General features: G+C 62.2%; 27 protein-coding genes and 4 tRNA genes. 24 read left to right on the top strand and 7 right to left on the bottom strand.

Going from position 1 to position 26991, the window contains the following annotated elements; translation table 11 throughout:
- Window positions 1-12 precede the first annotated feature (12 nt).
- The 5 genes from pepN (at window position 13) to AWB80_RS37555 (ending at window position 5614) form a co-directional block, all read left to right on the top strand.
- Window positions 13-2730, top strand: coding sequence for an aminopeptidase N (gene pepN / locus AWB80_RS37570; protein ID WP_061179688.1), 2718 nt, complete (start codon window positions 13-15; stop codon window positions 2728-2730).
- Between the two features lie 165 nt (window positions 2731-2895).
- Window positions 2896-3915 (top strand): class 1 fructose-bisphosphatase, encoded by a 1020-nt coding sequence (locus AWB80_RS37565; protein WP_061179687.1) that lies wholly within the window; start codon window positions 2896-2898, stop codon window positions 3913-3915.
- Between the two features lie 82 nt (window positions 3916-3997).
- Window positions 3998-4073 (top strand) — tRNA-Thr (locus tag AWB80_RS37560).
- 574 nt (window positions 4074-4647) lie between these two features.
- The gene (locus tag AWB80_RS44530; RefSeq protein ID WP_167390499.1) at window positions 4648-4797 is read left to right on the top strand and encodes a hypothetical protein; all 150 of its coding nucleotides are present in this window, start codon (window positions 4648-4650) and stop codon (window positions 4795-4797) included.
- A 214-nt stretch (window positions 4798-5011) separates the two neighbouring features.
- Complete coding sequence (locus AWB80_RS37555) at window positions 5012-5614, top strand: chorismate mutase (protein WP_061179686.1); 603 nt, start codon at window positions 5012-5014, stop codon at window positions 5612-5614.
- Between the two features lie 7 nt (window positions 5615-5621).
- Here the strand turns inward: AWB80_RS37555 and AWB80_RS37550 are convergent, their stop codons facing one another.
- A complete protein-coding gene (locus AWB80_RS37550; RefSeq protein WP_061179685.1) occupies window positions 5622-6767 on the bottom strand; it encodes an exonuclease domain-containing protein in 1146 nt (381 codons plus the stop codon).
- Between the two features lie 1312 nt (window positions 6768-8079).
- Between AWB80_RS37550 and AWB80_RS37545 the strand changes: the two genes are divergently transcribed.
- Complete coding sequence (locus tag AWB80_RS37545; protein WP_061179684.1) at window positions 8080-9240, top strand: porin; 1161 nt, start codon at window positions 8080-8082, stop codon at window positions 9238-9240.
- Between the two features lie 81 nt (window positions 9241-9321).
- Here AWB80_RS37545 and greB read toward each other — a convergent pair whose 3' ends face one another.
- Window positions 9322-9873 (bottom strand): transcription elongation factor GreB, encoded by a 552-nt coding sequence (gene greB / locus AWB80_RS37540; protein WP_061179683.1) that lies wholly within the window; start codon window positions 9871-9873, stop codon window positions 9322-9324.
- A gap of 162 nt (window positions 9874-10035) precedes the next feature.
- Here greB and AWB80_RS37535 point away from each other — a divergent pair.
- Window positions 10036-10112 (top strand) — tRNA-Arg (locus AWB80_RS37535).
- A gap of 80 nt (window positions 10113-10192) precedes the next feature.
- Window positions 10193-10269 (top strand) — tRNA-Arg (locus AWB80_RS37530).
- 65 nt (window positions 10270-10334) lie between these two features.
- Here AWB80_RS37530 and AWB80_RS37525 read toward each other — a convergent pair.
- The 5 genes from AWB80_RS37525 to AWB80_RS37505 all read right to left on the bottom strand — a co-directional run bounded on the left by AWB80_RS37525 (window position 10335) and on the right by AWB80_RS37505 (window position 15255).
- A complete protein-coding gene (locus AWB80_RS37525) occupies window positions 10335-10823 on the bottom strand; it encodes a phage protein NinX family protein (RefSeq protein ID WP_061179682.1) in 489 nt (162 codons plus the stop codon).
- A 62-nt stretch (window positions 10824-10885) separates the two neighbouring features.
- Window positions 10886-13282: a RelA/SpoT family protein gene (locus tag AWB80_RS37520; RefSeq protein ID WP_061179681.1), complete on the bottom strand. Its 2397-nt coding sequence runs from the start codon at window positions 13280-13282 to the stop codon at window positions 10886-10888.
- 71 nt (window positions 13283-13353) lie between these two features.
- Window positions 13354-13557, bottom strand: coding sequence for a DNA-directed RNA polymerase subunit omega (gene rpoZ / locus AWB80_RS37515; protein ID WP_050456014.1), 204 nt, complete (start codon window positions 13555-13557; stop codon window positions 13354-13356).
- A 69-nt stretch (window positions 13558-13626) separates the two neighbouring features.
- Window positions 13627-14301, bottom strand: a complete 675-nt coding sequence (gene gmk, locus AWB80_RS37510) for a guanylate kinase (RefSeq protein ID WP_061179680.1) — start codon at window positions 14299-14301, stop codon at window positions 13627-13629.
- A 9-nt stretch (window positions 14302-14310) separates the two neighbouring features.
- A complete protein-coding gene (locus AWB80_RS37505) occupies window positions 14311-15255 on the bottom strand; it encodes a YicC/YloC family endoribonuclease (RefSeq protein WP_061179710.1) in 945 nt (314 codons plus the stop codon).
- Between the two features lie 251 nt (window positions 15256-15506).
- On the opposite strand from AWB80_RS37505, the gene rph reads away from it, so the two are divergent.
- From rph to AWB80_RS37430, 16 genes are all read left to right on the top strand, one after another.
- Complete coding sequence (gene rph / locus AWB80_RS37500; protein WP_061179679.1) at window positions 15507-16265, top strand: ribonuclease PH; 759 nt, start codon at window positions 15507-15509, stop codon at window positions 16263-16265.
- The gene (rdgB, locus tag AWB80_RS37495; protein ID WP_061179678.1) at window positions 16258-16875 is read left to right on the top strand and encodes an RdgB/HAM1 family non-canonical purine NTP pyrophosphatase; all 618 of its coding nucleotides are present in this window, start codon (window positions 16258-16260) and stop codon (window positions 16873-16875) included. Before rph ends, rdgB begins: the two co-directional genes overlap by 8 nt.
- The gene (gene hemW / locus AWB80_RS37490; protein WP_061179677.1) at window positions 16872-18095 is read left to right on the top strand and encodes a radical SAM family heme chaperone HemW; all 1224 of its coding nucleotides are present in this window, start codon (window positions 16872-16874) and stop codon (window positions 18093-18095) included. Before rdgB ends, hemW begins: the two co-directional genes overlap by 4 nt.
- An 11-nt stretch (window positions 18096-18106) precedes the next feature.
- On the top strand, window positions 18107-19315 hold the full coding sequence (locus AWB80_RS37485) for an MFS transporter (RefSeq protein WP_208635745.1): 1209 nt from the start codon (window positions 18107-18109) through the stop codon (window positions 19313-19315).
- Between the two features lie 43 nt (window positions 19316-19358).
- A tRNA-Ser gene (locus AWB80_RS37480) sits at window positions 19359-19448 on the top strand.
- Window positions 19449-19648: 200 nt separating this feature from the next.
- A complete protein-coding gene (locus AWB80_RS37475; RefSeq protein WP_061179675.1) occupies window positions 19649-20893 on the top strand; it encodes a tyrosine-type recombinase/integrase in 1245 nt (414 codons plus the stop codon).
- A gap of 118 nt (window positions 20894-21011) precedes the next feature.
- Window positions 21012-21653 carry a hypothetical protein gene (locus AWB80_RS37470; RefSeq protein ID WP_061179674.1) on the top strand — a complete coding sequence of 214 codons (642 nt, stop codon included), beginning with the start codon at window positions 21012-21014 and terminating at the stop codon, window positions 21651-21653.
- A gap of 112 nt (window positions 21654-21765) precedes the next feature.
- Window positions 21766-21978 (top strand): helix-turn-helix transcriptional regulator, encoded by a 213-nt coding sequence (locus AWB80_RS37465; RefSeq protein WP_061179673.1) that lies wholly within the window; start codon window positions 21766-21768, stop codon window positions 21976-21978.
- Window positions 21975-22286: a transcriptional coactivator p15/PC4 family protein gene (locus AWB80_RS37460; RefSeq protein ID WP_244206955.1), complete on the top strand. Its 312-nt coding sequence runs from the start codon at window positions 21975-21977 to the stop codon at window positions 22284-22286. The genes AWB80_RS37465 and AWB80_RS37460 overlap by 4 nt, the downstream gene beginning before the upstream one ends.
- Before the next feature lie 290 nt (window positions 22287-22576).
- The gene (locus AWB80_RS37455; protein ID WP_087131915.1) at window positions 22577-22780 is read left to right on the top strand and encodes a hypothetical protein; all 204 of its coding nucleotides are present in this window, start codon (window positions 22577-22579) and stop codon (window positions 22778-22780) included.
- Window positions 22773-23051, top strand: a complete 279-nt coding sequence (locus AWB80_RS37450; RefSeq protein ID WP_061179672.1) for a hypothetical protein — start codon at window positions 22773-22775, stop codon at window positions 23049-23051. Before AWB80_RS37455 ends, AWB80_RS37450 begins: the two co-directional genes overlap by 8 nt.
- Window positions 23048-23227, top strand: coding sequence for a hypothetical protein (locus AWB80_RS45140; protein ID WP_061179671.1), 180 nt, complete (start codon window positions 23048-23050; stop codon window positions 23225-23227). Before AWB80_RS37450 ends, AWB80_RS45140 begins: the two co-directional genes overlap by 4 nt.
- Window positions 23224-24372: an AAA family ATPase gene (locus AWB80_RS37445; protein WP_244206954.1), complete on the top strand. Its 1149-nt coding sequence runs from the start codon at window positions 23224-23226 to the stop codon at window positions 24370-24372. Before AWB80_RS45140 ends, AWB80_RS37445 begins: the two co-directional genes overlap by 4 nt.
- Before the next feature lie 241 nt (window positions 24373-24613).
- Window positions 24614-25027 (top strand): hypothetical protein, encoded by a 414-nt coding sequence (locus AWB80_RS37440; protein WP_061179670.1) that lies wholly within the window; start codon window positions 24614-24616, stop codon window positions 25025-25027.
- A 208-nt stretch (window positions 25028-25235) separates the two neighbouring features.
- A complete protein-coding gene (locus AWB80_RS37435; protein WP_061179669.1) occupies window positions 25236-25463 on the top strand; it encodes a hypothetical protein in 228 nt (75 codons plus the stop codon).
- 12 nt (window positions 25464-25475) lie between these two features.
- On the top strand, window positions 25476-26639 hold the full coding sequence (locus tag AWB80_RS37430; RefSeq protein ID WP_061179668.1) for a phage major capsid protein: 1164 nt from the start codon (window positions 25476-25478) through the stop codon (window positions 26637-26639).
- The last annotated feature ends 352 nt before the right edge of the window (window positions 26640-26991 follow it).

Raw genomic sequence — 26991 nt, 5'->3', positions numbered from 1 at the left:
GAAGATCTTGCCATGTCCAACACGACCGCAGCCGCAGTGATTCGCCGCCAGGACTACACGCCGCCCGCTTTCCTGATCGACTCCGTCGCACTCGAATTCGACCTCGTGCCGGCGCGCACGGTCGTGAAGAACACGATGAAGCTGCGCCGCAACCCCGACGCCCAGGGCGACGCATCGCGTCTCGAACTAATGGGCGAACAGCTCGAATTCGTGAGCGCGAAGATCGACGGCGTGGCGCACGAGGATGTCCGCATCAGTGAGAACGGACTGTCCATCGGCAATATTCCTGCGGGTGACTTCGAGCTTAGCATCGAGAACATTTGCAATCCGGCCGAGAATACGACGCTCTCCGGACTTTATGTCTCCAGCGGCAATTTCTTTACGCAGTGCGAAGCCGAGGGCTTTCGGCGCATCACCTATTTCCTCGATCGCCCCGACGTGATGTCGACCTACACCGTCACGCTGCGCGCAGACAAGGCCGCGTATCCGGTGCTGCTGTCCAACGGCAATCTGATCGGCGAAGGCGATCTGCCCGATGGCCGCCACTTCGCCCAGTGGGAAGACCCGTTCAAGAAGCCGAGCTATCTGTTCGCGCTCGTCGCGGGCAAGCTCGTGTGCATCGAGGAGCGCATCCGGTCGGGCTCGGGCAAGGAAAAGCTGCTGCAGGTCTGGGTCGAGCCGCAGGATCTCGACAAGACGCATCACGCAATGGATTCGCTCATCAACTCGATCCGCTGGGACGAAAAGCGCTTCGGGCTGGAACTGGATCTGGACCGCTTCATGATCGTCGCGGTCAGCGACTTCAACATGGGCGCGATGGAGAACAAGGGGCTCAACATCTTCAACACGAAGTATGTGCTTGCGAATCCCGAAACCGCGACGGACACCGACTTCTCCAACATCGAAGCCGTGGTCGGTCATGAGTATTTCCATAACTGGACCGGCAACCGCGTGACCTGCCGCGACTGGTTCCAGTTGAGCCTGAAGGAAGGCCTGACCGTGTTCCGCGATCAGGAATTTTCCGCCGACATGTCCGCCGGCGACGTCGATGGTGCGGCCAGCGCCGCCGCGCGCGCGACCAAGCGCATCGAGGACGTGCGCGTGCTGCGGCAGATGCAGTTCGCCGAGGACGCGGGCCCGATGGCGCATCCGGTGCGCCCGGAGAGCTACGTCGAGATCAACAACTTCTACACGATGACCGTCTACGAAAAAGGCTCGGAAGTCGTGCGGATGTATCAGACGCTGTTCGGCCGCGACGGTTTTCGCCGCGGCATGGATCTCTACTTCCAGCGCTTCGACGGCCAGGCCGTGACCTGCGACGACTTCCGCCACGCGCTCGCCGACGCGAATCAGCGCGATCTCGCGCAGTTCGAGCGCTGGTACAGCCAGGCGGGCACGCCGCGCGTCTCGGTCCGCGCATCCTATGACGCCGCGAAGAAGCGCTATACGCTGTCGCTCGCGCAGGGCTACGGAGAAGCGTCCGAGGCGGCGCGCGACACGCAGGGAGGCCCGCTGCTGATTCCGTTCTCGGTTGGCCTGATCGGCAAGAACGGCGCGGATCTGCCGCTGCGGCTGGAAGGCGAGCAGGAACCGAACGGCACGACGCGCGTGCTCGAATTCACGGAACGCGATCAGTCGTTCACTTTCGTGGACGTGAACGAGGCGCCGCTGCCCTCGCTGCTGCGCAATTTCTCGGCGCCGGTAATCGTCGAGTATGACTACACGAACGATGAACTCGCGTTCCTGCTCGCGCACGACAGCGATCCGTTCAACCGCTGGGAAGCCGGCCAGCGCCTCGCCACGCGCGAACTGCTCGCGCTCGCCGAGCGCGCGGCGAAGGGCGAAACGCTTGCCATCGACGATCAGGTGATCGCCGCCTTCGCGCGCGTGCTCGACGACACCACGCTCACGCCCGCGTTCCGCGAACTCGCGCTGATGCTGCCGTCGGAAAGCTATCTCGCCGAGCAGATGGCCGTCTCCGATCCCGCCGCCGTGCACGCCGCGCGCGTCTTCATGAGCCGCCGCCTTGCGTCGCAATTGCGCGACAAGTGGCTCGCGACCTATGAAGCCAATCGCACGCCGGGCGAGTACCGTCCGGTGTCGGAAGATGCCGGCAAGCGCGGCCTGAAGAACCTCGCCCTCGCCTATCTGAGCCAGCTCGACGATCCGCGCGAAGCGGTCAAGCTCGCGCAGGCGCAGTACGACGCCGCCAATAACATGACCGACCGTTCGGCGGCGCTCTCGGCGCTGCTGCTCGCGAGCGCGACGAAGGGCGCGGATGCGGGCGTCGCCGACGCGGCGCTGGCCGACTTCTACCGCCGCTTCGAAAACGAGGCGCTCGTCATCGACAAGTGGTTCGCGCTCCAGGCGACGCAGCGCGGCGGGCCTGACCGCAAGGTGATCGAGATCGTGCGCAAGCTGATGCAGCATCAGGCGTTCAACATCAGGAACCCGAACCGCGCGCGCTCGCTGATCTTCAGCTTCTGCAGCGGCAACCCGGCCCAGTTTCACGCCGCCGACGGCTCCGGTTACGCGTTCTGGGCCGAACAGGTGATCGCGCTCGATGCGCTCAATCCGCAGGTCGCCGCCCGGCTCGCGCGCGGACTCGAACTGTGGCGCCGCTTCACGCCGCAACTGCGCGAGAAGATGCACGCCGCGTTGAGCGAAGTCGCGTCGAAGGTGAAATCGCGCGACGTGCGCGAAGTGGTCGAAAAGGCGCTCGCCGCTTAGGCGCTGTTTCATCAGGCGTTTTCGCTGTTCGGCGGCCGCCGCGCGAGGACTTCGCGCGGCGGCCGTTCTCGCTTATGGCGGATGTCCGCTGTCGCTGTCACATGGAGCGGCCGGGTCGAGCGGTTAGAATCGTGAATATTCGTATAACGCTCACGGAGCCCCAGCATGTCCTCCATCTCCAGCCGCACCACGCTGTCGAAATACCTGATCGAGCAGCAGCGTGAACACCAGAACCTGCCGGCCGACCTGCGTCTCCTGATCGAAGTGGTCGCGCGCGCGTGCAAGCAGATCAGCTATCACGTCAGCAAGGGCGCGCTGGGCGAGGCGCTCGGCAGCGCTGGCAGCGAGAACGTTCAGGGCGAAGTGCAGAAGAAGCTCGACGTGCTCTCGAACGAAATCCTGCTCGAAGCCAACGAATGGGGCGGCAATCTGGCCGCGATGGCATCGGAAGAAATGGAAAAGATCTTCCCGATCCCCAACCGCTACCCGAAGGGCAATTACCTGTTGACGTTCGATCCGCTCGACGGGTCATCGAACATCGACGTGAACGTGTCGATCGGCACCATTTTTTCGGTGCTGCGCTGCCCGGATGGCGCGGAGCCGAGCGAGCAGGCGTTCATGCAGGCGGGTTCGCAGCAGGTCGCAGCAGGGTACGCGGTGTACGGCCCGCAAACCGTGCTGGTGCTGACGACTGGCAACGGCGTGAACTGCTTCACGCTCGATCGCGAACTCGGCTCGTGGGTGCTCACGCAGCGCGACATGACGATTCCCGTCGAAACGCGCGAGTACGCGATCAACGCATCGAATTCGCGTCACTGGTATGAGCCGGTGCAGCGCTATATCGGCGAACTGAATGCTGGCAAGGACGGCGCGCGCCAGGAAGACTTCAACATGCGCTGGATCGCATCGATGGTCGCGGACGTGCACCGCATCCTGAACCGCGGCGGCATCTTCATGTATCCGGCCGACAAGCGCGATCCGTCGAAGCCCGGCAAGCTGCGTCTGATGTACGAGGCGAATCCGATGGCGTTCATCGTCGAGCAGGCCGGCGGCGCCGCGACGAACGGCGAACAGCGCATTCTCGACATTCAGCCGACGAGCCTGCACCAGCGCGTGCCCGTGTTTCTCGGTTCGAAGGGCGAGGTCGATCGCGTGACCCGCTACCATCTCGAAAAGAAAAATTGATCTTAGGTATTGCCAAGAGGAAAAAGCCTCTGCATAATCTCACTTCTTCGTTGCTGACGAACTAAACGAACGCAACAATGGAGCCGGAATAGCTCAGACGGTAGAGCAGCGCATTCGTAATGCGAAGGTCGGGGGTTCGATTCCTCTTTCCGGCACCAACGAGATTCAGCAGTATCGAAACCCGTGATCACGCAAGTGACACGGGTTTTTGCTTTTGATTTCGCAACTACTCTTGGCGTTTTCGCAACGATCGCTCGACGCGTTCACAACATTGCGATTCGCACAGAAAATCGGCCTCACCGATTTCAAGAACCGCCCCGCCGCGCGGCTGATTCGCCTCATATGTGCGCTTTCGTACAACAACAAGCCATTTTCCGCTTTGCACCATCATGCGTCAACGCAGGTTTCCCGGTATCGTTATATCCATAGAGGAAAAGATACAGTGCAAGTAAGCGACGGACACGTTTCGTGCAGAGCCAAGCGGGGCGCGGCTCGCCGGGCACACGTCGAAACTGTATTTTTTGCAGCAAGAGAATTTAGGGACGGCGAATAGTTACCGACGCTTTCACACGTTGATAACCTGCGCACCAATTCGGCTCAAGCCGAAGCGGTTGCGATCCGATAAAGCATCCATAGAGGAAAAGGTTAACCGGCATTTCAGCCGCATGCGGCAGCGCAAGAGCCGCAACGGCCAGGTTGGCGCAATTGTTGTAGTCATCGAGGAGAGAAATCATGGACGCAAAACCGACGAAAATCCCGACGCCCGACAAGGTGTACTGTCCGGATCCGGAACCGGTTGGCGTCGAATTTCTCGCGACTGAGCTGCCCGAGCATGTGCGCGCGTTCTTCGACGAACAGCGCAACTCGGCGCAGTCGAAATAGGCGGACACGCTGGATTACGCCGTCGTCGTGAGAACGACGCCTGTTGCGCGCGGCGCAACCGGACCGTCCGGTCCGCACATGGCTCACGCCAGGCCGCGTCGCGCCCCTCGTCCATGACCCCATCGGGGTGAGTCGTGCGGTGCGGCTCGCCTCGTCGATTCCTCGTTCGGATCGCAGATCAGTGCGCTATTCTGGCGCTTTTGCCCGCAACCCGATGCGCCGTCGATCGAAGTCTTCCCTCCTCGCCTCCGCCGCTGTTGCCTGCGCGCTCGCGTTCGCCGCGCCCGCAACCGTGCATGCCGACGGCGACGACACCCCGTTCACCAATCTGATCGCGCTCGTCTCGCAACGGCTCGCGCTCGCCGAGCCGGTCGCGCGCTGGAAGTGGGCGCATCAGGAGCCGATCACCGATGCGCCGCGCGAAGAGGCGCTGCTCAAGCAGGTCGAAGCCAAGGCCAGCGCCGCGCAGGTCGATCCCGAGTTCGCGCGGCAGTTCTTTCGCGACCAGATCGACGCGAGCAAGGAGGTGCAGAACGCGCTGTTCGCCAACTGGCGCGCGCTGAAAGCCGCGCCGGAAACATCGCCGCCTGACCTCGCCACGGATACGCGCCCGAAGCTCGATCGGCTCACGCAGTCGCTCATGTCGGCGCTTGCACACGTCGAGCCGATTCGTCACGCGGAAGACTGCCCCGTTCGACTCGCGGAGAGTGTCGCGCGATGGAAACATCTGACGCGCTACAACTCGTCGATGAACGCGCCGCTCATGCGCGCGCTGTCGCACGTCTGCGCGACGGGTGGCGTGGGCGCGGTCGGATGATGCCGCTTCAGACAGCGGTGGCGAGCGTGACGGGAGCGAGCGGCGTCACGACAAGCCCTCGCGCGAGACGCTCGCCCAGAATGCGATAAGTCGACAGCTCGAACGCGGGTGCACCGGCGCGCCCGCGCAGCTCGCCGGCTTGCGCGAGCGTGCTGGCCATGCCGAGATAGCACCAGTTGTCGATGACATGCCACGCGCGCTCGCCCGACGCCTCATCGCGCTCTTCGATCGCAATGCCGCCCGCATACGGCCACGGCGCGCCGCGCGCGTCGCCGGGACGCGACTTCGGCGCGCGATTGAGCGCCGGACGCACGTTCGCGATCCATTGCGCCTCGGCCAGCAGTGCGCCTATTTCGCCACCGGTCGCCTTCCATTCGACGCGGCGCACGAGCGCCGCCAGACGCAGATCCTTCGCCGAACGCCGCGGCCCGACGAGATGCGAACGCACGCGCTGACGCAAGCGCACGCTGCGGCCGATGTAGACGGGCGCGTCGTCGTCGCCATAGAACATATAGACGCCGCAGCCGGCGGGCATCTGCTCGATGGTGTCTTCGTCGATATGCGCGGCGAGCTGAAAGCGCCGCGTCACGCGGTCCAGATGCGCGCGCAGCACATCCGGCGTGTGCGCGCGATGCAGGTGTTGCCAGAACTGCCAGAGCAAGTCGGCATCGGCGAGCGCACGGTGCCGCGCGGCGGGGACGAGTGCGTGTCGTTCGACGAGTGCGTCGAGACCATGGCGGCTTTCTGCCGGATACACCGCGCGCGAAAGCTGCACCGTGCAGAGCACATCCGGCGCGAAGCGAAGACCCATGCGCCTGAATTCGCCCTTCAGAAAGCCGTGGTCGAAGTGCGCGTTATGCGCGACGAAGAGCCGGCCGTCCATTCGTTCGAGCAGACCGGCGGCGAGCTGTTCGAACGTCGGGGCATCGCGGACCATGGCATCGGTGATGCCGGTCAGCTGCTGGATGAACGCGGGAATCGGCTTTTGCGGGTTGACCAGCGACGTCCATTGCGACACGCCCGATGGCCCGACCTCCACGATGCCGACCTCGGTGATACGGTCCACGCCGAAAGTCGCGCCGGTCGTTTCGAGATCGACGAATACGATGGGTGCGGAGGGATAGGCAAAGCTTGCGGATGGATCGAGATGCATCGTGGACGACGGGAAGACGGCGCGATGAGCCTGGATGGAGCGTGTGCTGGATCGACCATTCTAACGCAGCGTGAGGCTCGGGCTTTGGCTGGCGGACGCCGTGCTGATGAACGCTCGGAATTCTTGCACGATACGATGGAGTTTTTTATTTCGTTCGGGACTTGGCGTTCGCCGTGTTTCGAATTGACGGCTTGGTGCACCAGCGTGATTAAAAGGCGCAATAGCGAGTAACCCGTAATCGCATTCCCTTATTTCACGATTGCTGAATGCAGGCGTAATTCATCGCACACACGGTACCCAATCTTCTGTCCGCTGCGCTTCTGCGCTGGGCCGCGCACCTTCGCGGCAGCCGCCTGGGGCTTGAGCATCGTGGCAATGCCCCGAATCATGCCGTGCCGAGCCACGCCAACTTTTTCGATTAGATTCGAATACCTAGAAAATGACTTTTACGTCGGTCTCTCAGGCTCACGCGATTATAAAACGCGCAAAACCAGACAGTTGGAATATAGTCAAACTTGGGCCGATCGTGAAAAAACTCAGTTAATGATTAATCGCGCAATTTGCGGCAACAAGATTATTGGAATTGTAAGCACTGACTCAACTTGCCCAATCCTCCGGCGCTAACAAGATGGAAATTAAGTCGCAACTTAAATGTAATCACGAGCGCCGACGATAATTCGATGATCGTCGCAACCGACGCCGATTCGCAGCTCGAATTCGATCCCGCCTGGCATCGCGATCACTGGCGGAATCTGGCCGCTCCGCCTGTGTAAACAAGGCTCTACGCCATCCAGGAGCAAGAGAATCGAGCAAAAAAAAGCGCGACCGGGAAGTCGCGCTGACAAAGTTTGGAGATCTTTTCCCGTCAACGAAAAAGTCTGCTTCGGAAAGCAGAAATGACAGTATAGCGATGCGGCCCGCATTAATTACCTGCAAAAATCGCAAACTTCTGTTTCAGAACCATCAATAATCGGATGTCAGAAGATTTACGTTGTATTTTCACGCCAACTCATGTCGCGCATGCGCAACGTCGTTAGGTTGACACCTCTTCACTTACGACTTTATTCGCCGATAAATCATTGTATATAAAGAAAAATATACGCCCCGTCGATCATTGCCGCATCAACAATGGTTTATTGCGGAATTCGGAACGCACCGCCTGTAACACCGTCTTTACACTTCGTCTGGTCCGGAAACAAATGTGTCGCGTCGCCGATGCGTTGCTCCTCCACCCGCGCCTCTCGCAGCGCCACGGAGTGAGGTTTCCACAAAGCCTGGGTCCTCGGCCCTATCTGCTCTCGGAGTTACAAAGATGAAAAAGACTCTCATGGTCGCCGCCCTGTCGGGCGTTTTTGCTACCGCCGCCCATGCGCAAAGCAGCGTCACGCTGTACGGCCTGATCGATGCGGGCATCACCTACACGAACAACCAGATCACGCAAGTCGGCGGCCCGGGCCACAGCAACTTCAAGGCGACGAGCGGTTCGGTCAACGGCAGCCGTTGGGGCCTGCGCGGGTCTGAAGACCTCGGTGGCGGCCTGAAGGCGATCTTCACGTTGGAGAACGGCTTCAACATCATGAACGGCACGAACGGCCAGGGCGGTCGTGAATTCGGCCGTCAGGCATTCGTCGGTCTGTCGAGCAACCAGTTCGGCTCGATCACCCTCGGCCGTCAATATGACTCCGTGGTCGACTTCATGGGCCCGCTGGCTCTGACGGGCACACAGTACGGCGGCACGCAGTTCGCCCACCCGTTCGACAACGACAACCTCGACAACACGTTCCGCGTGAACAACTCGGTCAAGTACACGAGCGCGAACTACGCTGGCTTCAAGCTGGGCGCGATGTACGGCTTCTCGAACGAAGCAGGCGGCTTCGCGGATAACCGCGCATACAGCGTCGGCGCGTCGTACAACTACGGCCCGTTGAATGTCGCCGCTGCGTACATGCAACTGAACAACGTCGGCTCGCCGACGAACAACGTCAACGGCGCGATCACGACCGACAACACGCCGTTCGTGGCTGGCCGTCAGCGCATCTTCGGCGGTGGCCTGAACTACGCGTTCGGCCCGGCAACCGTCGGCTTCGTGTTCACGCAAACGATGCTGGACAACGCTTCGTCGATCACGAGCGTCGGTACGCAAGGCGCCGGTTCGATCAACCTGACCGACGGTCACGTCCGCTTCACGAACTATGAAGTCAACGGCCGCTACAACCTGACGCCGGCTCTGTCGCTCGCGGGTGCGTACACGTACACCGACAGCCGCATCGACGGCGAAAAGCCGAAGTTCCATCAGTTCAGCCTGCAAACGGCGTACGCGCTGTCGAAGCGTACCGACGTCTACCTGCAAGGCGAGTACCAGCACATGACCGACCAGGAAAACCTGCCCATCGGCGCAGTGATCAACGGCGTTGGCATGTCGTCGGGCTCGAATCAGGTGTCGGCAACGGTTGGCATGCGTCACCGCTTCTAAGCTTCACCCGCAGTCTCGCAGTAGAAAAGCCGCTCTCCGAGCGGCTTTTTTTCGTTCAAGCGACGGCGAGTCGAGGCCGCTTCAATGCGGATATCGCACTTCCAGAATGTCGATCTGCTGCACGCCGGCCGGCGTGTGCAGCGCGACCGTATCGCCGATCTTCGCCTTCAGGAGCGCCCGCGCGACCGGCGAGATCCAGCTCACGTAGCCGCGGTCGAGATCCACCTCGTCCACGCCGACGATCGTCACCGTTTTCACGTCGCCGTCTTCGCCCGCGTACTCCACCGTCGCGCCGAAGAACACCTGATCGACGTTCTCCTGCCTGCTGCTGTCCACCACTTCCGCGAGATCGAGCCGCTTGGTCAGAAACCGGATGCGCCGGTCGATTTCGCGCAGCCGCCGCTTGCCGTAAATATAGTCGCCATTCTCCGAGCGATCGCCATTGGAGGCCGCCCACGAGACCAGCTTGACCACCTCCGGCCGGTCGTTGTCGAGAAGCTGCAGGAGCTCGTCACGCAGCCGCTGATGGCCCGCAGGCGTGATGTAGTTCTTCGTGCCCGCCGGAACATCGGGATGGCCGAGTTCGAGGTCGTCGTCGGTGTCGTCCGACTCTTTGACAAATGCCTTGTTCATGATGCGAATCGCTGTCGATTTCCGAGGGTTGCCTGCTTTCGAAACATCAACTTACCACGCCTTGCACCCTTCCCGCCGAGCGAATCGTCGAAGGAAATCCGATAATTTGGCCGAAACCCCTTCCTTTTCGGAACAGGCTTGGCTATAATTCCGCTTCTGCGTGCGGCTGTAGCTCAGTTGGATAGAGTACTTGGCTACGAACCAAGGGGTCGTGGGTTCGAATCCTGCCAGCCGCGCCACTTATTCTGATGTTTTCGCCTCATGAAAGCATCAAGCGCTAACCACAGCGCAGTGAAGTACAAGCAGTACCGTTTTGCGTGCGGCTGTAGCTCAGTTGGATAGAGTACTTGGCTACGAACCAAGGGGTCGTGGGTTCGAATCCTGCCAGCCGCGCCATCTTTTGAAGGGCCTTCCATACGGAAGGCCCTTTTTGTTTTCCGCGCCGCTCACGCGCGCATCGATCAACGCGGCGCCGAACCGATATCGCCGATATGCTTCTCCGGCGATGGCACATCCTCCACCGACGCCACCGCGCTCGACTCGCCGATCGCCTCCGCGCGCGCGCCGAGCAGCGATTGCGGACGGCGCAAAACTTCATCCTCGACCGCATCGCCGAACGCATGCCGCACGAACGCGCGCAGCAAGGCAATGCGCAGCGACGGCCCGCGCCCTTCCACCGGCTGACCGTCCTTGCCGAAGGTCACGGTGCATACCACCTCGCCGCGCCCGTGATCGTGCATCTCGAGCCGGCAGGCGCGCTCCAGGACGACCGACGCCGCGTCCCACGACGTCGACGGCAGGAAGCGCCCGTCCCACGGCTTGCCGCGGTCGTTGCCGCGTATTGATAGCGTCTCGCCGCTGTCGGTGAAGTGAATCTCGCGGATGAATTCGTGCAGCCCGCGCGCGACCCAATAGTCGAGCGTGGAGTCTTCGAGATCGGAAGTGTTCATTGCGGCGCTCTCTCCTGTTCGTCGGACGACGACAGGCATGCACGCCGCATACCCGCGCCGCGTCAGTAGTCGGCGCGCTCGCGGTCGATGCGCATGCCGCCGTCCTGATTGCGGTGATGCGGTTCGTCGCTGGGACGCTCGCGCGCGATGCGCATCACGTCCGGATTGGTGCGCACGCGGCGCATGACGTTCGCCAGATGCACGCGGTCGCTGACCTGGATCACGAAGCGCAGCATCTTCGCTTCCTGCGACACGTCCTCGTCCATCGCGATATGTACGATGTTCGCGTCCGCCGACGTGATATCCGCCGCGACGCGCGCGAACACGCCCTTCGTGTTCCTGACCAGCACCTTCACGGCGACGTCGAACAGACGCCCCGGCTGCGGCGCCCACGCGACGTCGATCCAGCGGCCCGGATCGCGCCGGTGAATCCGTTGCGCGACGCGGCATTCGGTCGTGTGGATCGCCATGCCGAGCCCGATGCCGATGTAGCCCATGATGTCGTCGCCGGGAATCGGACGGCAGCACGGCGACAATTGCACCGACATGCCTTCCGTGCCCGTGATGACCACTGGCGGCGCGGTATTCGTGTTGTGATGCTCGCGATGCGGATGATCCTCGTCGTCGGCGATGCCGTTCATCAGCACTTCGATGCGCTTGGCCATCACCGCCGCCACGCGCCGGCCGAGACCGATGTCCGCGAAGATTTCCTGACGCGTCTTGTTGCCGGTCCACTGCACGAGCCTTTCCCACACTTCCGGCGTGACATCCGACAGCGCGAGGCCGTAGCCCTTGAGACTCTGATCGACCAGCCGCTCGCCCAACTGGACCGACTCGTTCAGGCGCATCGTTTTAAGATAGTGACGGATCGCCGAGCGCGCCTTGCCGGTGCGCACGAAGCCGAGCCACGCGGGATTCGGCTTCGAATACGGCGCAGTGATCACTTCGACGATATCGCCGCTCTTCAGCTCCGTGCGCAGCGGCAGAAGCTCGTTGTTGATCTTCACCGCGACACATTGGTTGCCGAGGTCGCTGTGGATCGAGTACGCGAAGTCGAGCGCGGTCGCGCCGCGCGGCAGCGGCATGATTTTCGACTTCGGCGTAAAGACGTAGACCGCGTCCGGGAACAGGTCGATCTTGACGTGTTCGAGGAATTCGCTCGAATCGCCCGCTTCGCTTTGAATGTCGAGCAGCGACTTGAGCCACTGATGCGCGCGCTTCTGCACGTCGTTCAGGTCCGCGCCGCCGTTCTTGTAGAGCCAGTGCGCCGCGACGCCCGCCTCGGCGATCTCATGCATCTTGCGGGTGCGGATCTGGAACTCGATCGGCGCACCGAACGGGCCGACCAGCGTGGTGTGCAACGACTGATAGCCGTTCACCTTGGGAATCGCGATGTAGTCCTTGAACTTGCCCGGCACCGGCTTGTAGAGCGCATGCAGCGCACCGATGCACGTATAGCATTCGAGCGCGCTCTCGACGACCACGCGAAAACCGTAGACATCGAGCACCTGCGAGAACGACAACTGCTTGTCGCGCATCTTCTTGTAGATGCTGAAGATCGTCTTCTCGCGGCCGGTGACTTCCGCGTTGATCTTCGCGTCCGCGATGGTGCGCTGCACCGCTTCGAGAATCTTGCCGACCACTTCACGCCGGTTCCCGCGCGCGGCCTTCACGGCCTTTTCGAGCGTGGCGTAGCGGTTCGGATTGAAGTTCGCGAACGAAAGGTCCTGCAGTTCGCGATACGTATTGTTCAGACCAAGCCGATGCGCGATCGGCGCGTAGATGTCCAGCGTCTCGCGCGCCACGCGCCGGCGCTTCTCCGGCGGCACCGCGCCGAGCGTGCGCATGTTGTGCAGCCGGTCGGCGAGCTTGACGAGAATCACGCGCACGTCGCGCGCCATCGCGAGCAGCATCTTGCGGAAGTTTTCCGCCTGCGCTTCCTCGCGATTGCGGAATTCCATCTTGTCCAGCTTGGACAAGCCGTCGACCAGTTCCGCGACCTTCGCGCCGAAGCGCTCCGCGATCTCGGTCTTGGTGACGCCCTGATCCTCGATCACGTCGTGCAGCAGGGCCGCCATGATCGACTGCGCGTCGAGCTTCCAGCCCGCGCAGATTTCCGCGACCGCGACCGGATGCGTGATGTACGGCTCGCCGCTCTGGCGATATTGCCCGAGATGCGCTTCGTCGCTGAAGTGGAAAGCCGCCTTGACTTCCTTGATCTCTTCCGGAGTGATGTAGCTCGCGAGGCCGTTAGTCAGTTTCGCGATGGAAACGACGTCGTGCTTGCGTGGCTGCTCCGGCGTGGCGGTTGGCCCGAACAGGTGGCGGAAGGACTGTTCGAGGACCGCGTCGATGTACTTGCGCGCCGCATGCGGCTTGTCCGCATCGAGCATCGAATCCTGATCGATTTCGAGATCCGGGTCCACGGCGGCGGAGATGGGCAATGGTGTCTGACTCATCTTCGCCTCCGTGGTGGTGTGACGCGCGTGGTCGTCGGTTGCAGAAATTGAAACCAGTAATGCCGATGCCCTTAGACGGGCACCTTCTTCAACATTTCGATGCCAACCTGGCCTGAGGCAATCTCGCGCAGCGCGACGACGGTCGGCTTGTCGCGGCTCTCGATCTTCGGCGTATGGCCTTGCGCGAGCTGACGCGCGCGATAGGTTGCCGCGAGCGCGAGCTCGAAGCGATTCGGGATTTGTTTCAGGCAGTCTTCGACAGTGATGCGGGCCATGTTTGCTTCCTTCTCAATATGGGTTTTATTCTACCTTATGTGACCGTACGACCCGGTCACCGTGGTCCGTCATGCCTGCGGCGTCGAGTGAATGCCGAGGTCCACGAAAAGCTGCGTATTGCGGGCGTATTGCGACGTGAAGCGCAGGCGCGTCGCGGCGACGAGACAGCGCAGTTCGTTGAGCGCGCGATCGAAGTTCTCGTTGATCACGACATACTCCGCCTCCGACGCATGCGCCATCTCGCTACCCGCCGCGAGCAGACGTCGCACGATCACTTTTTCGGAATCCTGGCCGCGTTTCTTGAGGCGGTCTTCGAGCGCATCGAGCGATGGCGGCAGAATGAAAATTTCCACCGCGTTGCGGAACTGCTTCTTCACCTGCTGCGCGCCCTGCCAGTCGATTTCGAGCAGCACGTCGTGGCCCTGCTTCATCTGGTCCGCGATCCACAGTTTCGAGGTGGCGTAGTAGTTGCCGTGCACTTCGGCGCTTTCGAGAAACTCGCCCTTTTCGCGCCGCTCCATGAATTCGTCGACGGACACGAAGTGATACTGCAGGCCGTTGGTTTCCTTCGAACGCGCTTCGCGCGTCGTGTACGAAACCGACAGGAGAATGTCCTTGTCCTCGGCGAGCAGCGCGTTTACGAGCGTGGACTTGCCCGCCCCCGAAGGCGCGACCACCATGAACAGGTTGCCCGGATAGATGCCCGTATAGTGGCTATGCGAGCGGTGCGTAGTGTTCGGCATGATGTTGCGTTACTCCAGATTCTGTACTTGCTCGCGCATCTGTTCGATGAGCAGCTTGAGCGTCATCGATGCATCGGCGAGTTCCTTCGCGGCCGCCTTCGAGCCGAGCGTGTTCGCTTCGCGGTTGAGCTCCTGCATCATGAAGTCGAGCCGCTTGCCGACCTTGCCGCCCTTCTGCAACACGTGACGCGTTTCGGAAAGATGCGCCGTGAGACGCTGCAATTCTTCCGCGATGTCGATGCGGATGCCGTACATCGTCACTTCCTGACGGATGCGCTCGGCGATTTCCTCGCGCGGCACGCTGGTGGCCGTGGCGCCATCGGAGGTCGCGATGCCGAGCGCGTCGTGCAGACGCTCGACGATCTTCTGCTGATGCTTCGCGATGAGTTCCGGCACGAGCGGCGTGATGCGCGCGACGATCGCTTCCATCTCCGTCACGTTGTCGATCAGCACGCGGCCGAGCGCCGCGCCTTCACGCGCGCGCACTTCGATGAGATCGGCAATGGCCTGCTTGCCGCACGCGAGCACGGCCTCACGCAGCGTTTCCTGCGACACCGCGCTTTCCGCGAGCACGCCGGGCCAGCGCAGGATTTCGCCGGTGCGCATGCGTTCGGAATCAGGGAAGACGTCGAGCACGGCGCGTTCGAGCGTGGCGAGTTGCGTGAGCGCCTCGCGATTGAGCGCGCCCGCGTTCGCCGTCTGCTCGACGCGATTCAGATTGATGCGGATATCGACCTTGCCGCGCGAGAGCTTGTTCATCAGCATTTCGCGCATTTGCGGCTCGGTTGCGCGCACGTCTTCGGGCATGCGGAAATTCAGGTCGAGAAAGCGCGAATTCACCGTGCGCAATTCCACCGATACTCCGACGCCCGAACCGCCCGCGCCATTGGGTCCGGCGCCATCCGCGACGACTTCGCGCGTCGCGCTGGCATAGCCTGTCATGCTGTAGATCATGGTACGTCTCGCGATTGAAGCCTTCATTGCGAAGGCCATTTCGATACGAAGCGCCCGGCGCTCTCGAAGTGCGTTGGGATTGGCACGCGTCTGGCCGCCGGGCGAGGAATCCGCATTATCCCATTTTTGACGCGAAGCCCGCCGATACGGCCGGCCCGACGCGTGCCTTGCGCGCAACGCCCGCGGGTGATTGACGATAAAATCGCTCCATTCCGCGGGGTTTGCCCGTTCACTTCCTGTTCTCATCCTCCATGACCGACTCTCCCCTGCTCAAGTCTTCTCCCCCGCGCCCGAGCGGCCGCCGCGCGAATCAACTGCGCGACGTGCGCATCACGCGGAACTACACGAAGCACGCGGAAGGCTCGGTGCTCGTCGAATTCGGCGATACCAAGGTGATCTGCACGGCGAGCGTCGCCGAGCGCGTGCCGGAATTCCTGCGCGGACGCGAGCAAGGCTGGCTCACCGCCGAATACGGCATGCTGCCGCGCGCGACGCACACGCGCAGCGACCGCGAAGCCGCGCGCGGCAAGCAGACCGGCCGCACGCAGGAGATCCAGCGCCTGATCGGCCGCGCGCTGCGTTCGGTGTTCGATCTCAACGCGCTCGGCGCGCGCACCCTGCATATCGACTGCGACGTGATCCAGGCCGACGGCGGCACGCGCACGGCGAGCATCACGGGCGCGTTCGTCGCCGCGCACGATGCGGTCGGCAAACTGCTCGCGGCGGGCAAGATCGCGAAGACGCCGGTGAAAGACTTCGTCGCGGCGATCTCGGTCGGCGTCTTCGAGGGCTCGCCCGTACTCGATCTCGACTACGACGAAGACTCGCAATGCGACACCGACATGAACGTCGTGATGACGGGCGCGGGCGGCTTCGTCGAAGTGCAGGGCACGGCGGAAGGCGCGCCGTTTTCGCGCGAGGAAATGAACGAGCTGATCGCGCTCGCCGACAGCGGCATCAAGGCGCTGATTCTGAAGCAGAAGGAAGCGCTGGAGATCAAAGGTGTCTGAAGCAACGGAGTTGGGCCGCGTCGTGCTCGCATCGAACAATGCGGGCAAGCTGCGCGAATTCGCGTCGCTGCTGGATGCGGCGGGCATCGAACTGATCGCGCAGGGCGAGCTCGGCGTGCCCGAAGCGCCCGAGCCGCACGCGACTTTCGTCGAGAACGCGCTGGCGAAGGCGCGGCACGCCTCGACGCTCACCGGCCTGCCCGCGCTCGCCGACGATTCCGGCCTGTGCGTGCGCGCGTTGAATGGCGCGCCGGGCGTGTATTCGGCGCGCTATGCGTCGATGAACGGCGGCGAAAAGAGCGACGCGGCCAACAATGCGCGCCTCGTCGCCGATCTCGCCGGCGAGACCGATCGCCGTGCATATTACTTCTGCGTGCTCGTGCTGGTGCGTCACGCGGACGATCCCGAGCCGCTCATCGCGGAAGGCCGCTGGCACGGCGAAGTGATCGATGCGCCGCGCGGCGCGAACGGCTTCGGCTACGACCCGCACTTCTTCCTGCCGACACTCAACGCGAGCGCCGCCGAGCTCGATCCCGCGCGCAAGAATGCGCTGAGCCATCGCGCGCTCGCGCTGCGTGATCTGCTGCAACGACTGAAGGAACTTGCGTGAGCGCCGGACCGAAGACCATCAACGTCGTGCAGGCTTTCACGTCGCCGGGCAGCATCCGGCTGACGTCGCTGCCGCCGCTCGCGCTGTACGTGCATTTCCCGTGGTGCGTGCGCAAGTGTCCGTACTGCGACTTCAACTCGCACGAATGGAAGGACGATACGTTCCCCGAGGAACGCTATCTCGACGCCTTGCGCGCCGATCTCGAAAGCGCGTTGCCGCTCGTGTGGGGGCGGCAGGTGCATACCATCTTCATCGGCGGCGGCACGCCATCGCTGTTGTCGGCGAAAGGTCTGGACCGGCTTCTTTCCGATGCACGCGCGCTGCTGCCCATCGATGCCGATGCCGAAATCACGCTCGAAGCCAACCCCGGCACGTTCGAGGCCGCGAAGTTCGCGTCGTTCCGCGCGAGCGGCGTGAACCGCTTGTCGATCGGGATTCAGAGCTTCAACGAAGCGCATCTGAAGGCGCTCGGCCGCATTCACGATGCGACGCAGGCGCGCAAGGCCGTCGAGATCGCCGCGCAACACTTCGACAACTTCAATCTCGATCTGATGTTCGCGCTGCCGCAGCAGTCGCTCGACGAGTGCAGACACGACATCGAGACGGCGATCTCGTTCGCGCCGCCGCATCTGTCGCTGTATCACCTGACGATGGAGCCGAACACGGTCTTCGCCAAGTACCCGCCCGCCCTCCCCGACGACGACGCCTCCGCCGACATGCAGGACTGGATTCACGAGCGCACGCGCGATGCGGGCTACGCGCGCTATGAAGTGTCGGCGTATGCGAAGCCGCATCGGCAAAGCCGGCACAACCTCAATTACTGGCGTTTCGGCGATTACCTCGGCATCGGCGCGGGCGCGCATACGAAGCTGTCGTTTCCGTCCAAGATTTTGCGGCAGGCGCGCTTCAAGCATCCGGCGAGCTACATGGACCACGCGCTCTCGCCCACCGAAACCGCGATTCAGGAAGAACGCGAAGTCGGCCCGCGCGATCTGCCGTTCGAATTCATGCTCAATACGCTGCGGCTCGTCGAAGGCTTTCCGGTGCATTCGTTCATCGAGCGCACGGGTCTCGCGCTGTCCGCGATCGAGCCCGCGCTCGTCGAAGCGGAGAAGCGCGGCCTCATCACGCGCGACATCGAACGCATCGCGCCGACCGAGCTGGGGCAGCGCTTTCTCAACGATCTGCAGGAGCTGTTCTTGAAGGACCCGCAAAATTGAGCGCGCCGACGATGGCGCCGGACTCGGTGATGCGGCATCGCCCGTTTGCGCTGTTCTGGACCGCGCGGGTGATGTCGTCGGTGGCGTTTCAGATGATGTCGGTCGCGATCGGATGGCAGGTCTATTCGATCACGCATAGCGCGTACGCGCTCGGTCTCGTCGGGCTCGCGCAGTTCGTGCCGATGTTCGTGCTGACGCTCGTCGTCGGGCACGTCGCGGATCGTTACGACAGGCGCACGATCGCGTATGTGTGCCAGTCGATCGAGGGCATCGCCGCGCTGGTGCTCTGCCTCGGCGCATGGCACGGCTGGCACGATGTCGCGCCCATCTACGCGATCGCCGCCGTCACGGGCGCGGCGCGCGCGTTCGAATCGCCGTCGATGGCGGCGCTCTTGCCCAATCTCGTCGCGCGCAATCAGTTGCAGCATGCGAGCGCGTGGTCGACGTCCGCGAACCAGACCGCGCAGATTCTCGGCCCCGCGATGGGCGGCGTGCTCTACGGGTTCGGCGCGCTGACGGTGTACGGCGCGGTGACTGGCGCGTTTTTCGTGGCAGCGTGCGCGGTGGTCGGCATCAAGATCGATGAAGCCGTGCGCATGCGCGCGCCGTTGTCGTTCCAGGCGCTGTTTTCGGGCATCGGCTTCATTCGCAGCAAGCCGGTGATCCTCGGCGCGCTGTCGCTCGATCTCTTCGCGGTGCTGCTCGGCGGCGCGACCGCGCTCTTGCCTGTCTATGCGCGCGACATCCTGCACACGGGACCGTGGGGACTCGGGATTCTGCGCGCGGCGCCTGCGGCTGGCGCGCTCGCCGGATCGATCTGGCTTGCGCATTTTCCGTTGCGGCAGCGTGCTGGCACGGCGCTGTTTGGCGGCGTGGTTGCGTTCGGCGTCGCGACTATCGTGTTCGGGTTGTCGCGCAATATCTATGTGTCGCTGGTCGCGCTCGCGGCGCTCGGGGCGTCGGATGTGATCAGCGTGGTCGTGCGGATGTCGCTCGTGCAGTTGCAGACGCCCGATGAGATGCGCGGGCGCGTCGGCGCGATCAATTCGCTGTTCATCGGGACGTCGAATCAGCTCGGCGAGTTCGAATCGGGGATGACGGCGGGATTGTTCGGCGCGGTGCCGGCGGTGCTGATCGGCGGGATTGGCACCATTGTCGTCGCGCTTCTGTGGATGCGCCTTTTTCCTGCGCTGAGGGCGACGAAATCGCTGGAAGGCTGAACTTCTGCCCGCGGAGGAGTTGCGCTACAATACGCGCCTTGCTGGAGGTGTGGCCGAGCGGTTTAAGGCACCGGTCTTGAAAACCGGCGAAGGAGCGATCCTTCCGTGAGTTCGAATCTCACCGCCTCCGCCACCCCGCCTATTTTGTCTCGTCTCGTTTCGTCGCATTTAATCGCTGAAACGCCCGCCAGATAAGCCTCTCCGCCCGATACCCCCTCATCAACGAATCTCGACTCGTTGCGTTTCGTCGCGTTTAATCGTAAATTTTATGGTGGATGGGATGGTGGATGGATCGAATATCCGCCCTGCACCGCAGGATGAACGCGAGCAACGATGCCGAAGAAAGCGAAAGAACTTGGACCACTTGCCGTCAGCCGACTGACCGCGCCCGGAAAGTACGCCGTCGGCGGCGTCGATGGTCTGTATCTGAACATCTCCGACACTGGCGCCGGTTACTGGGTGCTGCGCGCTACGATCGCGGGCAAGCGTCGCGAGATCGGCCTAGGCGCTTACTCGTCGAAGGGCATGGGCGTCGCCGAGGCGCGCACGGCGGCGCTGGCCAAGCGCGAAGACATCAAGCGCGGCATCGATCCCGTGATGGCCCGCAAGGAAGCGGCGAGTCAGCTGCGCGCCGGCCAGGCTCTGGAGATGACCTTCGAGAAGACTGCGGAGCGCTACATCGCGGCGAAGGAAATCGAGTGGCGCAACTCGAAGCACGGCGCGCAGTGGACATACACCCTTGCCGAATACGCGCATCCGATCATCGGAAAGATGCAAGTGCGCCACGTGACGCGCTCTCACGTCCTCGAAATCCTCGAGCCTATCTGGCAGGCAAAGACCGAGACGGCGAGCCGCTTGCGCGGACGAATCGAGGCAATTCTCGACTATGCCCGCGTGAAGGGGTTCCGCGATGAAGGCGTGAACCCGGCCGCGTGGCGCGGCAATCTCGACAAGCTGCTGAGCGCCCCGAAGAAGACCAAGCGCGTGCGCAATCACCCCGCTCTGCCGATCGTGCAGATGGGCGCATTCATGAAGACGCTGCGCACGATCGAAGGCGTCAGCGCTCGATGTCTGGAGTTCTCGATACTGACCGCTGCGCGATCTGGCGAAGCGCGGGCCGCAGACTGGCGCGAGATCGATCTCGAAAAGGGTATCTGGGCGGTGCCGGCCGAAAAGATGAAGGCGCGCAAGGAGCACCGCGTGCCGCTGCCCGCGGCGGCCGTGCGGCTGCTGAAGACCATCGAGCGCCAGGACGATGTCTATCTCGTGTTTCCGAGTCCGCGGGCGAACCGCGCGCTGTCCGATATGTCTTTGCTCGCGATCATGCGCAGGCAGGGGCTGGAGGCCACGCCGCACGGCTTCCGATCGACGTTCCGAGACTGGGCGAGCGAGTACACGAACTATCCGCGCGAGCTGGCCGAGGTGGCGCTCGCACACATCAAGGGTGATGCGACCGAGGCGGCTTACTGGCGCTCCGACGTGCTGCAGAAACGTCGACGGCTGATGGAGGACTGGGCCGCGTTCTGTGACAAGGTCATCGAGGCCGGCGCTGTCATCCCTATGAACAAAAAAGCGTGAGGCGCACTACGAAAGTTTCGTGGTGACCAGTTTGCCGTGCCTAGCCCGACGGGGCGAAAACCGGGTGCCCTACCCGGCTGGCACGGCTCCTGAATAGGGCTTTGCTACGGGGCTAGCAATGACAGAAGAAGCAAATCCGGACGTCTTGTTGCAGGCGATGAGAGACGCGAACGAGACCTTGTACGAGCTCGTGCAATTGGAGCTTCCAAATTTCACAGAGAAAGACTTCTATGCCGCGTTTATTTTGCCGACGCGCGACTCGGGAACTCCTTCTTCACTGCAACTGAGAGACGATTTCCTTGCAAATCAAGACACCATGTCGATGACCGAGGGGCGACTCTCTGTAATACGGATTGGATGTGCCTACATCGGTGAGGCGATCACATACCGATTGCGGGATCGGCGGGATCAAGCATGGAAATGCGTCGCGGAGAGTAACTATTGGCTCGGCATTGTCTTGTCGACCTACTACATGACCGTGCCGCAACAGCGGTTGCACGCGGACGTGTCGCGCAAAGGCGCTCTGGGCAAGTTGGCGAAAGATCCGAAGCAGGCAGAAAAGTCCTTCATCAAGCAGTGTTGGGATGATTGGCAGGATGGCAAAACGCACTACAAAAAGGGGAAAGCTGGATTTGCTCGAGACATGCTAGCGAAAGTAGAACACCTCGAAAGTCAGAAAACGATCGAAGACTGGTGCCGTGACTGGGAAAGAGAAAAGCAGATACTTGCCGGCACATCGAGCATTTTGCCGGCTGACTGATCTGTTTGCTGGCGCAGCCCGCAGTCCGCCGGCACGCAAGTCGTCAGGCGGTTAGCTGAGGCATAACGTTCGTCTCGACCCGTGCAATCCCGCACGTTTTCGAGTCGATACGATGACCATCAACACCGAAGTTCGCAATTTCGACAGCCTGCCCGACGCGGCAGGCGTACGCGTTCAAACAGTCGCTGCTCTCTGCTCCTGCAGCATCTCGACGGTCTGGAGCCGCTCCAAGCGCGGCGAACTCCCGAAACCCCGTACGATCGGCGGCCACGCTCTCTGGAACGTCGGCGAGCTGCGCACGGTGCTGCTGGGAGAGCCCGCATGACAGACAAAAAAATGGCCGACCCAAAGGCCAGCCAGAACGGTTCTCATGCTGCCCGCAATGATAGCGCCACCGATGCGCAAGGCGTGCAGTTCCTCGACATTCAAAAGAGCGACAGCGAACGCTTGCGCGTGTACGTGAAGGAGTACCGCGGTCGCACGTACATCGACATCCGCGTGTGGTATCTGGCGGACGGCGGCGAGTATCGACCCAGCGGCAAGGGCATCACGGTCCGCCCGGCATTGGCGGCCGGACTGATTCAGGGCATCGACCTGGCGGCGCGCTCGTTCGATCCGAAGGAGATGTCGTGATCGCAAAAAAACACTTGCAACGGGTTTACGCGAAACGATATGATTCAAGCGTGCCTGAGACAACAGGCCGCCGGTTTAGCAGCCGGAAACTCGATGGGCGGACAACCGCCGCTGTGCGGTTTTTTTACGTCCGTTCGCCTCTGCGCGCCTCTTTCTATGGGCGGGCCTTGGCTGGGGCATCTTCGGATGCGCAGGTTTCCTATCGAGCCTGTCTGCTAACCCGGCCAACGGCCTGCCCACCCCATTTAGCAGTGGACGGCAGGTCTCCTCACACATCGATAGGAGCCGCCATGCGTGCTAATGCCCCTGCTCGTTCTGAGCTACCCGAATCCCAAGTAGCAGCCCAAGCTGCTGCCTTCCTGAACCTCGAAATCATCAATCGCGCGCTGCGCGACGCCGCGCTTGCGCCGACCGTGTTCGATGCGCTCGACTGCTGCGCCGATGCCCTGCTCGACCTCGCTCAAATGATCCGTGCGGAGGTGCGTCATGGCTAAGAACATCGATTCGAAGGAACTTGTTTCGCTGATCGATCGTGCTTCCGGGGAAATGGCCTCCGCGGCGGAAGAGTTCGCCAGCCTCTGCACGATCTTCGACGCGATCATCGCTGCGACGGGGGGACATTCCCTTGCGCATCGCCTTGCGCAACTCGGTCGCAACAACGCCGATCGCCTCGCCGCTGATTTCGAAGAATCTTGTTCCAACTACAACGCGCATACCGAGCGTTTCGCCGGCGTGTTGCGCCTCGTCGCGCGGGAGGCATCGTGAGCGAAGTCCAAGCCATCAAAGACCGCGTCAATCACCAGATCGAGCGCGAAATCAAAATCTGCAGAAAGCGAATGGGCGAGCGGGCATGGAAACTCCACGGCGAGTGGGTAACGGAAAACATCGTGACGGCCGCGAAGATCTGGGTTCGGCGCGAGCTGCAGGAGGGCCGTCTGTGAGCGATTATCTCGAAGACATCGGCCTAACCGAGGATGAACTGCGTGCGGCGCGCGAGCGAAAGCAGACCGCGGCGGCGCGCGCGGCGTTCTTTAACAAGGGCGGAGCATCGCAGCCGTCCGCACCGACCGCCCTGCTCACTCGTGCGACCGGCATCAAGCCTGAGGCCATCCGCTGGCTGTGGCCGGACTGGATCCCGGAAGGCAAGCTGACGCTGCTGGCGGGCTCGCCGGGAACCGGCAAGACGACGCTCGCGCTCGCGTTGACGGCAACCATCACGACGGGCGGCGAGTGGCCCGACGGCACGAAATGCGGCGAGGCGGGCAATGTGCTGATCTGGAGCGGCGAAGACAACCCCGCCGATACGATCATCCCTCGGCTGATGGCGGCCGGAGCGGATCTGAGCCGCGTCTACCTCATCACCGGCCGCACGGACGAGCACGGCGCGATTCTTCCCTTCGACCCGGCCGCGGACATTCCGCTACTCGGCGAGCGCTTGGCCGGGCTCGGCGGCGCGGCAATGCTCGTTATCGACCCGATCGTCTCTGCGATCGCGAAGGATGCGCACCGGGCGAACGACGTGCGGCGCGACCTGCAAGCGCTCGTCGACATGGCATCGGCCTATCGCTGCACGGTGCTCGGCATCAGCCATTTTGCGAAGGGCACGAAGGGAACGTCGCCGGCGGAGCGCGTCATCGGCTCTGGCGCGTTCGTCGCCCTCGCCCGCATGGTTCTCGTCGCCGGCAAGGATGAAGCGGCAGAGCGGCGCATTCTCGCCCGGGCGAAGTCGAACATCGCTCCTGACGAAGGCGGCGTCAGCTATTCGATCGAGCAGGCAGACGCGCAAGGCATCCAGGCCAGCCGGGTTGTGTGGGGTGAGCTCATCGAGGGCACGGCGCGCGAGATCCTGGGCGATGTCGAGCAGTCGGACGAAGAGCGAGGTCCGCGTGAAGAAGCGCGCGATTTCCTCTCCGGCCTGCTCGACGATGGCCCGGTCAGCGCGAAGGAGTTGAAACGCGACGCGGACCAAGCCGGCTTCAGTTGGCCGACGATCTTCCGCGCGGCGGCAGAACTAGGCGTCGAAAAACGGAAGCTTGGGATGAAGGAGGGATGGGTCTGGGCGCTCCCGAAGATTTCACTACCCTGAAGATTTCACGAAGATTCCACTCTCTTTTACGTGAAATCTTCGGGATGCCGTGAAATCTTCCGTACCTACGCGGGTTTGCGGTCCGTCCCTTTGAAGCGGTTTGCCGAAGATTTCACGGTAGAGAGAGTGCAATCTTCGGTAGGAACTCTGCAAATTCGCAGAGATCGAGGCTCATAACGTACTGCTGCGGAGCGATACATTAAGGAGGGAGATTACTGGAATTCCAGCAATCCAACTTTTCATGAGAGACACGAAACGAAAGCGGGCCATCCTCGCAATGCTGGAGTCGCATGACGAATGGCAGTTCTCCGAATACGGTCCTGCTCCCTACTCGGCGACGACCATCGCGCAGGAGATAGGCGGAAGCGCTCAAAGCGTCGCGCGCACGCTGCGCGGCATGCTGAGAGAGGGGCTAGTGTTTGCCGTGCGCGACCGGGAACATGTGTGGAACGCTATCGCGCGAGACCACATACCGATGACGGTGACCGCATATTTCAGCGTTCGGACGATGCATGCAGACATCGCCGCAGCAGAACGGTGGATGGACGGCAAGGCGGCGCGCGCGGCGGAGGCAGGAGAAGCGATTATGCGTGTGTTCTCGGGGCAACTACGCCCGCCCACGCTGCCATCAAATACGGAGAAATCCCGTAGTTAGACCAAAGCAGGAATTCCGGCTTAGCTCCTGCCGCCTCGCAATTTTCTTACACGACACGCGCGCGGATAGGCAACGCCCGCCTGTCTAAATTCGTCGCATCTAGTAGCAGTCCTCATTTCCTGCTTTTCGGCGGCGCGCTCCACGCTTATAAAGGTTGCAAGTTGTGAAGTTTGCAACTTTGCCAATCACCAAAATAGGAGCGCGCGCCGTGCGACGCAAAGACCTTCAAACCTTCACGCCCGAACAGGCCGCCACGACGGTTGTAGTCGTTCAGCGCGTCGAGCAATACCGCCGCTGGCGAGTCGTCATCAATGGGGAAGTCGTCGTCACTGCGGACGAGATCGACGCCCTGTTTGCCGATCTGGAGCGCATCGCCGCATGGCTTGAAGAAGCCGGCATCAAACAATTCACCGTGCGCACGCACGAATCGAGCTAAGGAGAATCAGTAATGAAGACGGTTACGCAATCGCGTGAGATGGGCCGTAAGAACGGCAATGGTGGCGGCAATGGCGACGGCGGCACGAACACGCCGGACGTCGCAGCACAAGTCACGGCGGAACTGAAGCGCATCGGCGAAGAGGTAGGCGCGAAACAGCAAGAGTTCCAATCGCGTCTGACTGAGTTGGAGCAGAAGGCAGCACGACGCGGCGCGGGCGGCGCGCCGGGCATCGTCGACACGAAGTCGATTGCATCGCAGATCAAAGGCACGAACGAACTGGCGATGTTCCTGAAGGGCACGACGCCCACGACCGGGAAGATGCCGCTCGAACTGAAGTCTGTCGTATCGGATGGCACGACCCCGAACATCACGCCATTCGCGCAGACGGTTCCGGGTATCCAAGCGCCTTTGGTGCGCCGTCTGACGATCGAGTCTCTGATTCCGTCGACGCCCGTTACGACCGGCGCTGTCCAGTGGCTCCGTGAAACGACGTTCACGAACAACGCGGCCGCGCAGAAAAAGCAGCTCGACACGAAGGCCGAATCGGACATCAAGTTCGAAAGCAAGTCGGCAACGATCGCGACGATTGCCCACTTCGTGACGGCATCGAAGCAGGTGCTCGACGATCAGAACGGCCTGCAGGCCTACATCGAGCAGCGTCTGCGCTACGGCCTCGACCTCGCCACGGAAAACCAACTGCTGAACGGTGACGGCGCGGAAGGCGACATCGGCGGCTTGCTGCTGCCCGGCAATCACACGGCGTTCGTCGGCACCGGTCTGGGCAAGACGACGCCGCTCGATTACCTGCGCCGTGCGAAGACGCAGTTGCAGAAAGCGTTTTTCATCCCAACCGCGCTGATCATCAACCCGACCGACGCAGAAACCATCGACCTGCTGCGCGACGACGAGGGCCGCTTCCTCGTGGCTCCGAACAGCCCGATCTGGGGTATGGCGCCGGTCGTCACTGAAGCGATCGCGGAAGGCGATTTCATCGTCGCCGACTTCCCGAACAGCGCGGTGATCTGGGATCGCGAAGACGCCAGCCTGCAGCTCGGCTACGTGAATGATCAGTTCATCAAGAACGCCATCACGCTGCTCGTCGAACGACGCCTGCAAATGTCGGTGACGCGTCCGGCCGGCATCATCTACGGCGAGTTCGCGACGGCTGGTTAAAGGTTGCTCAGGGGATGGCGCACCTGGGACTCGCCCGAGCAATCGGCCCGAACGCGCTGGGATTACTGTGAGAGTGCCCGCCATCCTTAGCAAAACCTCACAGAGCACACGGACGCAGGGAAGAGCGGCGCGGTGAGCACTAGGCCGCTCCTGAGAGATCAGGGGCGGCTTTTTCAAACTCCTACAGGAATGATCTGAGCGATGAGCGGACTTCAGAAAGTCAACCTCGGCACCCCGCCGACGGCAGTTGATGGCGATAGCACGCGCACAGCGTTCACGAAGGTGAATTCGAACGTCGATGTGCTGAATACACAGGCGGCGCTCACTTCGCTGGCTGCTTTGACTTCGACAA

Source organism: Caballeronia pedi (assembly GCF_001544915.2).
GTDB lineage: Bacteria > Pseudomonadota > Gammaproteobacteria > Burkholderiales > Burkholderiaceae > Caballeronia > Caballeronia pedi.
This window is presented reverse-complemented; position numbering and strand designations above follow the sequence as displayed.

Coding starts and splice junctions, on each gene's coding strand:
- pepN (WP_061179688.1), top strand. CDS start 13: ATGTCCAACACGACCGCAGCCGCAGTGATTCGCCGCCAGGACTACACG.
- AWB80_RS37565 (WP_061179687.1), top strand. CDS start 2,896: ATGTCCTCCATCTCCAGCCGCACCACGCTGTCGAAATACCTGATCGAG.
- AWB80_RS44530 (WP_167390499.1), top strand. CDS start 4,648: ATGGACGCAAAACCGACGAAAATCCCGACGCCCGACAAGGTGTACTGT.
- AWB80_RS37555 (WP_061179686.1), top strand. CDS start 5,012: ATGCGCCGTCGATCGAAGTCTTCCCTCCTCGCCTCCGCCGCTGTTGCC.
- AWB80_RS37550 (WP_061179685.1), bottom strand. CDS start 6,767: ATGCATCTCGATCCATCCGCAAGCTTTGCCTATCCCTCCGCACCCATC.
- AWB80_RS37545 (WP_061179684.1), top strand. CDS start 8,080: ATGAAAAAGACTCTCATGGTCGCCGCCCTGTCGGGCGTTTTTGCTACC.
- greB (WP_061179683.1), bottom strand. CDS start 9,873: ATGAACAAGGCATTTGTCAAAGAGTCGGACGACACCGACGACGACCTC.
- AWB80_RS37525 (WP_061179682.1), bottom strand. CDS start 10,823: ATGAACACTTCCGATCTCGAAGACTCCACGCTCGACTATTGGGTCGCG.
- AWB80_RS37520 (WP_061179681.1), bottom strand. CDS start 13,282: ATGAGTCAGACACCATTGCCCATCTCCGCCGCCGTGGACCCGGATCTC.
- rpoZ (WP_050456014.1), bottom strand. CDS start 13,557: ATGGCCCGCATCACTGTCGAAGACTGCCTGAAACAAATCCCGAATCGC.
- gmk (WP_061179680.1), bottom strand. CDS start 14,301: ATGCCGAACACTACGCACCGCTCGCATAGCCACTATACGGGCATCTAT.
- AWB80_RS37505 (WP_061179710.1), bottom strand. CDS start 15,255: ATGATCTACAGCATGACAGGCTATGCCAGCGCGACGCGCGAAGTCGTC.
- rph (WP_061179679.1), top strand. CDS start 15,507: ATGACCGACTCTCCCCTGCTCAAGTCTTCTCCCCCGCGCCCGAGCGGC.
- AWB80_RS37485 (WP_208635745.1), top strand. CDS start 18,107: ATGGCGCCGGACTCGGTGATGCGGCATCGCCCGTTTGCGCTGTTCTGG.
- AWB80_RS37475 (WP_061179675.1), top strand. CDS start 19,649: ATGCCGAAGAAAGCGAAAGAACTTGGACCACTTGCCGTCAGCCGACTG.
- AWB80_RS37470 (WP_061179674.1), top strand. CDS start 21,012: ATGACAGAAGAAGCAAATCCGGACGTCTTGTTGCAGGCGATGAGAGAC.
- AWB80_RS37465 (WP_061179673.1), top strand. CDS start 21,766: ATGACCATCAACACCGAAGTTCGCAATTTCGACAGCCTGCCCGACGCG.
- AWB80_RS37460 (WP_244206955.1), top strand. CDS start 21,975: ATGACAGACAAAAAAATGGCCGACCCAAAGGCCAGCCAGAACGGTTCT.
- AWB80_RS37455 (WP_087131915.1), top strand. CDS start 22,577: ATGCGTGCTAATGCCCCTGCTCGTTCTGAGCTACCCGAATCCCAAGTA.
- AWB80_RS37450 (WP_061179672.1), top strand. CDS start 22,773: ATGGCTAAGAACATCGATTCGAAGGAACTTGTTTCGCTGATCGATCGT.
- AWB80_RS37440 (WP_061179670.1), top strand. CDS start 24,614: ATGAGAGACACGAAACGAAAGCGGGCCATCCTCGCAATGCTGGAGTCG.
- AWB80_RS37430 (WP_061179668.1), top strand. CDS start 25,476: ATGAAGACGGTTACGCAATCGCGTGAGATGGGCCGTAAGAACGGCAAT.